Origin of the sequence: Streptomyces sp. KR80 (genome assembly GCF_052245555.1) — a bacterium.
In the GTDB taxonomy this organism is placed as follows: domain Bacteria; phylum Actinomycetota; class Actinomycetes; order Streptomycetales; family Streptomycetaceae; genus Streptomyces.
Genome location: NZ_JBQQCD010000005.1, coordinates 341,705 through 351,376, shown reverse-complemented (window position 1 = coordinate 351,376; position 9,672 = coordinate 341,705). Strand labels below are relative to the sequence as shown.

Annotated in this window: 12 protein-coding genes; 4 read left to right on the top strand and 8 right to left on the bottom strand. The window is 69.6% G+C overall.

What is annotated here, in order from left to right; all coding sequences use genetic code 11:
- Positions 1 to 338 precede the first annotated feature (338 nt).
- Positions 339 to 980, bottom strand: coding sequence for a DNA-3-methyladenine glycosylase (locus ACTWQI_RS11135; RefSeq protein WP_443269628.1), 642 nt, complete (start codon positions 978 to 980; stop codon positions 339 to 341).
- Positions 981 to 1,136: 156 nt separating this feature from the next.
- On the opposite strand from ACTWQI_RS11135, the gene ACTWQI_RS11130 reads away from it, so the two are divergent.
- The 3 genes from ACTWQI_RS11130 (at position 1,137) to ACTWQI_RS11120 (ending at position 3,246) form a co-directional block, all read left to right on the top strand.
- Positions 1,137 to 1,919: a sporulation protein gene (locus ACTWQI_RS11130; RefSeq protein ID WP_443269627.1), complete on the top strand. Its 783-nt coding sequence runs from the start codon at positions 1,137 to 1,139 to the stop codon at positions 1,917 to 1,919.
- 59 nt (positions 1,920 to 1,978) lie between these two features.
- Complete coding sequence (locus tag ACTWQI_RS11125; protein ID WP_443269626.1) at positions 1,979 to 2,509, top strand: YbhB/YbcL family Raf kinase inhibitor-like protein; 531 nt, start codon at positions 1,979 to 1,981, stop codon at positions 2,507 to 2,509.
- Positions 2,510 to 2,715: 206 nt separating this feature from the next.
- Positions 2,716 to 3,246, top strand: a complete 531-nt coding sequence (locus ACTWQI_RS11120; RefSeq protein WP_443269625.1) for an HNH endonuclease — start codon at positions 2,716 to 2,718, stop codon at positions 3,244 to 3,246.
- A 41-nt stretch (positions 3,247 to 3,287) separates the two neighbouring features.
- On the opposite strand, the gene ACTWQI_RS11115 is transcribed toward ACTWQI_RS11120, so the two are convergent.
- From ACTWQI_RS11115 to ACTWQI_RS11100, 4 genes are all read right to left on the bottom strand, one after another.
- Positions 3,288 to 4,088: a sulfite exporter TauE/SafE family protein gene (locus ACTWQI_RS11115; protein WP_443269624.1), complete on the bottom strand. Its 801-nt coding sequence runs from the start codon at positions 4,086 to 4,088 to the stop codon at positions 3,288 to 3,290.
- 25 nt (positions 4,089 to 4,113) lie between these two features.
- Positions 4,114 to 5,061, bottom strand: a complete 948-nt coding sequence (locus tag ACTWQI_RS11110; RefSeq protein WP_443269623.1) for an SPFH domain-containing protein — start codon at positions 5,059 to 5,061, stop codon at positions 4,114 to 4,116.
- Between the two features lie 90 nt (positions 5,062 to 5,151).
- Positions 5,152 to 5,574: an NfeD family protein gene (locus ACTWQI_RS11105; protein ID WP_443269622.1), complete on the bottom strand. Its 423-nt coding sequence runs from the start codon at positions 5,572 to 5,574 to the stop codon at positions 5,152 to 5,154.
- Positions 5,575 to 5,639: 65 nt separating this feature from the next.
- Complete coding sequence (locus ACTWQI_RS11100) at positions 5,640 to 6,431, bottom strand: ABC transporter ATP-binding protein (protein WP_443269621.1); 792 nt, start codon at positions 6,429 to 6,431, stop codon at positions 5,640 to 5,642.
- 109 nt (positions 6,432 to 6,540) lie between these two features.
- Between ACTWQI_RS11100 and ACTWQI_RS11095 the strand changes: the two genes are divergently transcribed.
- The gene (locus tag ACTWQI_RS11095) at positions 6,541 to 7,347 is read left to right on the top strand and encodes a hypothetical protein (protein ID WP_443269620.1); all 807 of its coding nucleotides are present in this window, start codon (positions 6,541 to 6,543) and stop codon (positions 7,345 to 7,347) included.
- Positions 7,348 to 7,450: 103 nt separating this feature from the next.
- On the opposite strand, the gene ACTWQI_RS11090 is transcribed toward ACTWQI_RS11095, so the two are convergent.
- From ACTWQI_RS11090 to ACTWQI_RS11080, 3 genes are all read right to left on the bottom strand, one after another.
- Positions 7,451 to 7,696 carry a chaplin gene (locus ACTWQI_RS11090; protein ID WP_443269619.1) on the bottom strand — a complete coding sequence of 82 codons (246 nt, stop codon included), beginning with the start codon at positions 7,694 to 7,696 and terminating at the stop codon, positions 7,451 to 7,453.
- 140 nt (positions 7,697 to 7,836) lie between these two features.
- Positions 7,837 to 8,487 (bottom strand): response regulator, encoded by a 651-nt coding sequence (locus tag ACTWQI_RS11085; RefSeq protein WP_443269618.1) that lies wholly within the window; start codon positions 8,485 to 8,487, stop codon positions 7,837 to 7,839.
- On the bottom strand, positions 8,480 to 9,631 hold the full coding sequence (locus ACTWQI_RS11080) for a GAF domain-containing sensor histidine kinase (RefSeq protein WP_443269617.1): 1,152 nt from the start codon (positions 9,629 to 9,631) through the stop codon (positions 8,480 to 8,482). Before ACTWQI_RS11080 ends, ACTWQI_RS11085 begins: the two co-directional genes overlap by 8 nt.
- Positions 9,632 to 9,672 lie beyond the last annotated feature (41 nt).

Genomic DNA, 9,672 nt, shown 5'->3' with positions numbered 1-9,672 from the left:
GGAACCTCATCTCCCGAAAGAGACGGGGTATCAACATATCTGGCGTTGACTTTTGGCACGCTGTTGAGTTCTCAAGGAACGGACGCTTCCTTCAGACCCGCCACCGGGCCCTCCAGGCGCTTCCCTTTCGGTGATTCCAACCGTACCGGATTTCCCGCCCAGCTCATAATCGAGCCTTTTCAGGTCGAATTTCGGCACGCCGAAATCGACCCGGTTTCGGGACTTCCTCGTAGGGATGGCTATGCCGCTTGCGGGTGGTTGGAGGCGGCCTCCGGCCTTGCCTACAGCGCTGCCCGTTCAAGCGGCTTGGGCTACGTTATGCGGTCGCGGACTGAGAGTCAAGTACCGCTCTGCCGACGGCGACGAGGGGCGTGAGCGCGATACGGGCTGACCGTCGGGTCACCGTCGATCCAGAACCGCCAAGGGTGGACGGCTCCGTCACCGCTGACGCCCGTGCGCGGACCGCTGCAGATCTTCCCGCCATCCGTTGACCCGCCCTCGAGAACGCTGAGCGGGGCCCCCGGACCTGCGCAGATGTCAATCCCGTTCAGCGTTCGGTCGATGCCCAGTGCCGTCGCCAGGCGTGCCGGCCCCTTCGCCAGTTCGTTCTCCTTGCGCGCCGTGGGACGACGTTTGTACGCCAGCTCACCGCCCGCCGTGATCTCACCCGCTCGGACCAGCACGGCGCTGGCGCTGCCCACCGGTCCGCACACCAGGTTCAGGGCGAACCACATGCCGTAGATGAAGTAGACGTACGCGTGCCCCGGCGGGCCGAACATCGAGGCGTTTCGCTCGGTGCGGCCGCGGTACGCATGGGAGCCGGGGTCGGTGGGACCGTCGTACGCCTCGACCTCCGTCAGCCGCAGTGCGATCGGACCGTCAGGTGTCCTACGGACGAGCGTGCACCCCAGGAGGTCCGGCGCGACCTCAAGGACGGGCCGGTCGAAGAAGTCGCGGGTCAGCGGCGTACGGTTCGGCATGCGCTCCGAGCGTAGTGCAAGGGGTACAGACCGGCGGGTGGTCCCGCGACCGCCCCCTTGCCAGGGTGAAGGCGCGGAACCGTCAGGTGCCGTTCCGCGTATGTAGGGGCAGGAGCGATCAAGGCCAGACACGGGTTCGGCCCGGGGAGGAAGAACATGGGCTTCAAGAAGCTGCTCGCGAGCTTGGGTGCCGGTGGCGCGTCCGTCGAGACGGTGCTCACCGAGGCGAATGTCGTGCCCGGCGGGGTGGTTCAGGGGGAGGTGCGGATTCAGGGCGGTTCCGTTCCGCAGCAGATCGAGGGACTGTCCGTCGGACTGCAGGCGCGGGTCGAGATCGAGGGCGGCGACCACGAGGTCAAGCAGGATGTCGAGTTCACCAAGAAGCGGCTCAGCGGGGCCTTCGAGGTGCAGCCGGGTGCGGTGCACGCGGTGCCGTTCGGGCTGGAGATTCCCTGGGAGACGCCGGTCACGATGTTCCTCGGCCGTCATCTGACGGGGATGAACGTGGGCGTGACGACGGAGCTGGAGATCGCGCGGGCGGTGGACTCGGGCGACCTCGACCCGGTCAATGTGCACCCGCTGCCGGCCCAGCAGGCGATTCTGGACGCATTCGGGAACCTGGGCTTCCGCTTCAAGAGCGCGGATCTGGAGCGCGGGCACATTCGCGGCACGCGACAGCGGCTGCCCTTCTACCAGGAGATCGAGTTCTACGCCCCGCAGCAGTACCGAGGGCTCAACATGGTCGAGCTGACCTTCGTCGCGGACGACCGGGAGATGGACGTCATTCTCGAGATGGACAAGAAGCCGGGCCTGTTCACCGAGGGCAGCGACTCGTACCGCGCGTTCACTGTCAACCTCCAGTCCTTCCACGAGACCGACTGGGCCGCATATCTCAACCAGTGGCTTGCCGAGGTCGGCGGACGCCGCAACTGGTTCTAGGCTCGGAGCCGCAGAGATCAGACGATCCATCCGGACCATCCGTCACAGGAGGTTTCGACGTGACCGAGCGCAAGAGGCCACCCCTTCCCCACGACTTCCATCCGGAGGTGCCGTCGTTCACGGTAATGAGCGATGACGTGGAGCATGGAGCCGAGCTGGCGGATGCCCAGGTGCTGCAGGGCGGCAACACCTCACCGCACCTCCGGTGGGGCGGCTTTCCCCCTGGGACCGAGAGCTTCGCGGTGACGTGCTTCGACCCGGACGCGCCGACCGGGAGCGGATTCTGGCACTGGGTGCTGTTCGACATCCCGGCCACGGTTACGGAGCTGCCCACGGGGGCCGGCAGCGGCAAGTTCGAGGGACTGCCCGAGGGGGCGGTGCACGTACGGAACGACTACGGGACCCGGGACTTCGGCGGGGCGGCTCCGCCGAAGGGGGACCCCGCCCATCGGTACGTCTTCACGGTGTACGCAGTGGACAAGGAGAAGCTGGGCCTGGACGGGGACGTCTCGCCCGCCGTCGTGGGCTTCAACCTACGGTTCCACACGCTCGCGCGTGCGCAGCTGATCGGCGAGTACGCCGCGAGCTGACATCTCCCGGACATGACCTTCGGCCCCGCCACCCCAGGTGGCGGGGCCGAAGGTTTTCACGTCCTCACCCCCGCGTCCCTCGCCGTACAGGAAATTGCGTTGTCCAGACCCTGAGGCCCGGCCAGAGTTGATCCGGACCCGCCACGGGGGCGGGGGGCCACGCCGGGGAGCGGCAAGGTCACGACGGGCGGGAGAGGTGGGCCGGCATGCGCGAGACACTGGTGCTCAATGCGAGCTTCGAGCCGCTGTCGACGGTGTCACTGCGGCGTGCGGTGGTGCTGGTGATGCAGGAGAAGGCCGTCGTCGAGCAGGCCCACCCCGGACTGCGCATCCGTGCGGCCGCGATCGATGTGCCGGTGCCCCAGGTGATCAGGCTCTGCCGGTACATCAAGGTGCCGTTCCGAAGACAGGCGCCGTGGTCGCGGCGAGGGGTACTCGTACGAGACCGGCACCGCTGCGCGTACTGCGGGCGCCGTGCCACGACCGTGGACCACGTAGTGCCGCGTTCGCGCGGCGGCGGGGACACCTGGCTGAATACGGTCGCCTCGTGCGCCGAGGACAACCACCGGAAGGCGGACCGTACGCCGGAGCAAGCGGGGATGCGGCTGCTCAGCAAGCCGTTCGAGCCGACCCCCGCGGACGCCCTGCTGCTGGCGGTGGGAGTCCGGCACCGGGAGTCGTCCACGGCCTCCGGCAGGGGGTACTCCCTGCCGGAATGGCTGGCGCTGCCGGCCTGAGTCCGGCCGGAGCGGGCTGATCGGGGTCGTCCGGCTGCTCCTCAGAGGAGCAGCCGGACGATGGCCGCTGTGCCAACCGCCACGATGACGGCCCGCAGGGCATTGGCCGGAAGTCGTCTGCCGACGGTCGCCCCGATCTGGCCGCCGAGCGTGGCGCCGACGGCGATGAGCAGGACGGCGATCCAGTCGAAGTCGGCGACGAAGAGGAAGAACAGCGCGGCGACCCCGTTAACGATGGCAGCGAGGACGTTCTTCACCGCGTTGATGCGCTGCAGGTCTTCGTGGAGTAGCAAGCCCATGAGGGAGAGATAGAGAACGCCCTGGGCTGCACCGAAGTACCCGCCGTACGCGCTGGTCAGGAGCAGGCCGGCATGGAGTACGGGGCCGCCGTCGGGGTGGGCGTCGGTGCCGTTCTCCTCGCGGTGGCGCTGGACTGCGCGTGCCAGCCGCGGCTGCAGGACGACCAGGACGAGCGCCAGGCCGATCAGGGCGGGCACGATCGTGTCGAAGGCCTCCGACGGCAGGACGATCAGGAGGGCGGCGCCCGCGAGTCCCCCGACGAGGGCAGTGGTCCCGAATCGGATGATGCGGCCGCGCTGGCCGGTCAGCTCGCGGCGGTAGCCGATGGCGCCGCTGATGGAGCCGGGGACGAGACCCAGGGTGTTGGAGACATTCGCCGTGATCGGCGGCAGGCCGACGGCGAGCAGCACGGGGAACGTGATCAGGGTGCCGGAGCCGACCACGGTGTTGATGGTGCCGGCTGCGATGCCCGCCCCGAAGACGGCCAGTGCCTCCCAGATGCCCACGGTCCGCCTTCCTCTGATGATCGATGCCTGCTGCATCGATCATGCCGGACGGAAGGGCGGATCAGTCGAGCGGGGGCTGCTCGCGGCGCGGGGCGGGGGGCTTGGGCGCCGAGGAGGGTGAGCCGCCACCCGCCATGGGGCCGAAGTTGCCGATGGCTCCGCTGAGCCCCTTGAGCGCGTCACCGATCTCGCTGGGCACGATCCAGAGCTTGTTGGCGTCACCCTCGGCGATCTTCGGCAGCATCTGGAGGTACTGGTAGGAGAGCAGCTTCTGGTCCGGGTCCCCGGCATGGATGGACTCGAAGACCGTACGGATGGCCTGTGCCTCGCCCTCGGCACGCAGGGCGGCGGCCTTGGCCTCACCTTCGGCCTTCAGGATCGCAGACTGCTTCTCACCTTCGGCGGTGAGGATGGCGGACTGCCGGATGCCCTCCGCGGTGAGGATTGCGGCGCGCTTGTCACGGTCGGCGCGCATCTGCTTCTCCATCGAGTCCTGGATGGAGGTGGGCGGCTCGATGGCCTTGAGCTCGACGCGGTTGACGCGGATGCCCCACTTGCCGGTGGCTTCGTCGAGGACTCCGCGGAGCGCGGCGTTGATCTCTTCGCGGGAGGTGAGGGTCCGCTCGAGGTCCATGCCGCCGATGATGTTGCGGAGGGTGGTGACCGTGAGCTGCTCGATCGCCTGGATGTAGCTGGCGACTTCGTACGTGGCGGCCCGGGCGTCGGTGACCTGGTAGTAGATGACGGTGTCGATGTTGACGACCAGGTTGTCCTGGGTGATCACCGGTTGGGGCGGGAAGGGCACGACCTGCTCGCGGAGGTCGATGCGGTTGCGGATCGAGTCGATGAACGGGACGACGATGTTGAGGCCTGCGTTGAGGGTGCGGGTGTAACGGCCGAAGCGCTCCACGATGGCGGCGCTGGCCTGCGGGATGACCTGCACCGTCTTCATGAGTGCGATGAAGACGAGCACCACCAGGATGATCAGGACGATGATGATCGGTTCCATGGATGCTCCCCGTACCCCTTCGGTTGCTTGATGATCAGTCTGTCAGAGGGCTACCCGTCGTGTGACGGGTTCCCACAGGCTGACGCGCTCTCACATGACGACGGCCGTCGCCCCATCGATCTCCACGATGTCGACCTGCTGGCCCACTTCACACACTTGGTCGGCGTCGAGTGTACGGGCGGACCAGATCTCCCCCGCGAGTTTGATGCGACCGCCGTTCGCGTCGACCCGTTCGAGGACCACGGCCTGCCGCCCGCGCAACGCGTCGATCCCGCTGGCCAGTTGCGGCCGCTGGTTGCGGTGCCGGGCGGCGATCGGGCGCACCACGGCTATCAGCGCGACGGAGACAACGGCGAAGACCAGCACCTGAACCACCTTGCCACCGCCGAGGACGTCGGCGACGGCGGCCGCGACGGCCCCCACGGCGAACATCCCGAATTCGGGCATCGCAGTCAGTACGAGAGGAATCCCCAACCCCACGGCGGCAATCAGCCACCACACCCATGCATCCACGGGCTCATGGTAGGCGTGGTGACCTCATCGCGGACAGTGGTCGCGGGGACCGGACCGGAGGAAGATCAGGTCAGTGGCAGGCCCTGGGCGGTCCAGCGGTCGCCGTTCCGCTCCACGACGAGCGGGAGGCCGAAGCAGCGCGAGAGATTGCGGGAGTTGAGCGTCGTCTCGACGGGACCGGCCGCGAGCACCTTGCCCTGACGGATCATCAACACATGGGTGAAACCCGGGGCGATCTCCTCGACGTGGTGCGTCACCATGATCATGGAGGGCGCGTACGGGTCGCGGGCGAGCCGGCCCAGGCGGCGTACGAGGTCCTCCCGGCCGCCGAGGTCCAGGCCGGCCGCAGGCTCGTCGAGCAGCAGCAGCTCGGGGTCGGTCATCATCGCGCGGGCGATCAGGGTGCGCTTCCGCTCGCCCTCGGAGAGGGTGCCGAACTTGCGGTCCAGGTAGTCGCTCATACCGAGGCGGTCGAGGAAGGCGCGGGCCCGTTCCTCGTCGACGGCCTCGTAGTTCTCGTGCCAGTGCGCGGTCATGCCGTACGCGGCGGTGAGCACCGTCTGCAGGACGGTCTGGCGGCGGGGCAGCTTGTCCGCCATGGCGATGCCGGCCACGCCGATGCGCGGGCGGAGCTCGAAGACGTCCACGCTGCCGAGCTTCTCGCCGAGGATCTGGGCGGTGCCGCTGGTCGGGAAGAGATAGCTGGAGGCCACGTTGAGCAGCGTGGTCTTGCCGGCGCCGTTGGGGCCCAGGATGATCCAGCGCTCTCCCTCGGCGACCGACCAGGAGACCTGGTCCACCAGAGCCCGGCCCTCGCGGACCACGGATACGTCCACCAGCTCCAGTACATCGCTCATGAGCGCGTTGTCTCCCATGCAATCTCGGACCTCGAGTGCGCCTGTCGGGCGCAGCCGCCAGGGAAAACCTACGCCACCGGTCGGCGAGGCCAGTCCTTAGGCTGGTCCCATGCTCACGGAACCTCGCTCGGGGCGGCTGGCCGCCTGGGGGAATGCTCTCATTGCCGGACTCATCTCCCCCGATGAGGCGGTGCAGCGCATCGTCGGCGAGGACGCGCTGCACCGGATCGACGGCCTGCCGGACGAGTCCGGGCCGGTGGGGCTCAGCCTGGGACTGGGGCGGCTGCGGGCGTTCGGTGTGACCGGGCTGCGGGTGGCACTGCCGGCGCCGGGGCATCCGCTGGGACTGAGCGGGCCGCCGGACTTCAACACACGGGCGATGGCCGCCGAGGAGGCGGTGATCGCTGCGGGCGGACACTCGCTGGGGTTCGTACCGGAGGTGTACGAGGCCGGGCCTGACGGTGATCAGCACATCGAGGTGGTGTGGCACTGCCTGCCCGTACGGGACGCGCCGCCTGCGGATGTGCCGTCGTTGGGGGAGGCGGAGCGGGAGCTGGCGGAGGCACTGCGCGCGGCGACCGAGCTGCTGTCCCGGCTGGATGTGGCCGGTTCCGGACCGGTGGCGCAGGCGGCGCTCGAGGCGTACCGGGCGCGTGCCGAGGAGCGTCGAGAGGTGCTCGCGCCGGGCTATCCGCCCCGCGCGGCGCGGGTGCTGGAGTTGGCACAGCGGGTTGGCGCACTGATCGCCATCGCGTACGGGCCGCGGGGCGGTGGCGACGGGAGCGAGCACGGGAGCGCGGTGAGCGCCTCGGAGATCGCGGCCCGGGCGGAGGCGCTGCGGCCGCTGGAGCGGACGGCGCGGCGGGCGCAGGTGGCGGCGTACAACGCGTATGTGGAGGAGCGGGAGCGCCACTGAGCGCCTCCGCGCGCGCAGGCGCCGGCAGGTCCGGACACGGAGCCGGCCCTCGAGGAGAGCATCCTCGAGGGCCGGGCGGCGCGGCTCGACAGGCCGGGGCGGATCAGCGGTTGACGCAGTTGTTTCCGAAGGCGGGGTTGAGCAGCCCGACGACGCTCACGGTGTTGCCGCAGGCGTTGATCGGCACGTGAACCGGAGCCTGGATCACGTTGCCCGACACGACGCCCGGCGACTGCACGGCCTGGCCCCCCGTGTGCCCACCGGTGGTGGCGGAGGCGACGCCGGCACCCGCGGCGACGATGCCTCCGGCGATCATGGTGACGGCAGCGGCCTTCTTCAGGTTCTTCACTTCTCTTGATCCTCCTAGCGATTGCCGCGGCCAATTGCCGCAGCACGCCATGGAGAACGGCCGACCGCCGTTCAGGATGCGCCACATGGGTGACATCCACCCGACAGTATGAATCTCAGCCCGCAAAGGAGACGGTCGGATTATTCGCTCGCGCCGTGCCGTACGGCCCACAGCGCCGCCTGCGTGCGGTCCGCGAGGTCCAGCTTCATCAGGATGTTGGAGACGTGCGTCTTGACGGTCTTCTCGGATAGCACCAGAGCGCGGGCGATCTCCCGGTTCGAGCGGCCGTCGGCGATCAGGGCGAGTACCTCCTTCTCCCGCTCGGTCAGCGCGGCCCCACGCCCCTGTGCGCCGGGCGCCTCCTCCTGGGAGAGCAGCGCGCCCGCCACCTCGGGCTGAAGGAGTACGTGCCCGGCGTGCACGGAGCGGATGGCGCCGGCCAGGGCGTCCGGGTCGACGTCTTTGTAGAGGTATCCCGCGGCACCCGCGCGCAGAGCGGGCACGGCGGTGCGCTGCTCGGTGAAGCTGGTCACGATCAGCACCTTGGCCGGATGGTCGAGCGACCGGAGCTTGCGCAGGGCCTCGATGCCGTCGGTGCCGGGCATCTTGACGTCCATCAGGACCACATCGGGCCGCAGTTCCTCGGTGCGCGCTACCGCCTCCGCGCCGTCCGCCGCCTCCCCCACCACCTCGATGTCGTCCTGCACCTCGAGGAACGTCCGCAGGCCACGCCGTACGACCTGGTGGTCGTCGACGAGCAGCACGCGAATGCTGCGGCCGGGCTCAGCCACCGGGCACCTCCATCTCGATCACGGTGCCCTCGCCGGACACCGACTCCACCGTGAGACTGCCGCCGACGCCGCTCGCCCGGTCGCGCATGGACACCAGACCGAGATGGCGGCCGGCCCGGCGCACCGCGGACGGGTCGAAGCCCTGGCCGTCGTCCGCCACCCTGAGCACCGTGCCCGGGCCGCTCCGGGTGAGGGACACGTCGACGTTCGCGGCGCCGGAGTGGCGCAGGGCGTTGTGCAGGGCCTCCTGGGCGACCCGCAACACCGCCTCCTCCTGAGCGGCGGGCAGTGCTCGTACGTGCCGGGCGGCGAAGGTGACCCGGGCGGTGTGGGCGCGGTCCAGGACCTGTATCTGGGTGCGCAGGGTGGCGACGAGGCCGTCCTCGTCCAGGGCCGCCGGGCGCAGCTCCACCACGGCGGCGCGCAGCTCGTCGGCCGCTTCGGCGGCGAGCCCGGCGACCTGCTGCAGCTCGCCCTTGGCCCGGACGGGGTCGCGGTCGATCAGGGCGGCCGCGGCCTGGGCCGTGAGCCGGAGCGAGAAGAGCTTCTGTGCGACGGCGTCGTGCAGTTCGTGCGCGAGCCGGGCCCGCTCGCCCGCGATGGTCAGTTCGCGGCTGCGCTCGTACAGCCGCGCATTGGTCAGGGCGATGGCGGCGTGCTGGGCGAGGATGCCGAGCAGCGCCTCGTCCTGCTCCGTGAAGCCGCAGCTGCCCTCGGGGTGCGGGCACTTCTTGTTCGCGAGGAAGAGGGCGGCGAGGACCTCGTCCCCGTCGGCCACCGGCAGGCCGATGAAATCGGACAGTTCGGGGTGAGCGCTGGGCCAGCCTTCGAAGCGCGGGTCCTTGCGGACGTCGCCGAGCCGTTGCGGCGTGGCCTCCTGGAGCATGGCCGCGAGGATGCCGTGCTGGCGGGGCAGCGGGCCGATGGCCTTCCACTGCTCGTCGGTCACCCCGTCGACGACGAACTGGGCGAAGCCGCCGTGGTCGTCCGGTACGCCGAGGGCGGCGTACTCGGCGTCCAGCAGCTCGCGAGCGGACGTCACGATCTTCTGGAGCACTTCGCGCACCTCGAGGTGCCGGCTCATGGCGAGCAGCGCGGCGCTCACCGCGGCGAGTCCCGACTGGGGTACGGGGCCGGTGGTCATGCTCTCACCGTACCGGCGGTGTGACCTGGGCGTATCCGGCC

Bases quoted from the DNA above. Each gene is read 5' to 3' on its own strand.
- ACTWQI_RS11130 (WP_443269627.1), top strand. From the start codon at position 1,137: ATGGGCTTCAAGAAGCTGCTCGCGAGCTTGGGTGCCGGTGGCGCGTCC.
- ACTWQI_RS11115 (WP_443269624.1), bottom strand. From the start codon at position 4,088: ATGCAGCAGGCATCGATCATCAGAGGAAGGCGGACCGTGGGCATCTGG.
- ACTWQI_RS11095 (WP_443269620.1), top strand. From the start codon at position 6,541: ATGCTCACGGAACCTCGCTCGGGGCGGCTGGCCGCCTGGGGGAATGCT.
- ACTWQI_RS11100 (WP_443269621.1), bottom strand. From the start codon at position 6,431: ATGAGCGATGTACTGGAGCTGGTGGACGTATCCGTGGTCCGCGAGGGC.
- ACTWQI_RS11080 (WP_443269617.1), bottom strand. From the start codon at position 9,631: ATGACCACCGGCCCCGTACCCCAGTCGGGACTCGCCGCGGTGAGCGCC.
- ACTWQI_RS11110 (WP_443269623.1), bottom strand. From the start codon at position 5,061: ATGGAACCGATCATCATCGTCCTGATCATCCTGGTGGTGCTCGTCTTC.
- ACTWQI_RS11135 (WP_443269628.1), bottom strand. From the start codon at position 980: ATGCCGAACCGTACGCCGCTGACCCGCGACTTCTTCGACCGGCCCGTC.
- ACTWQI_RS11120 (WP_443269625.1), top strand. From the start codon at position 2,716: ATGCGCGAGACACTGGTGCTCAATGCGAGCTTCGAGCCGCTGTCGACG.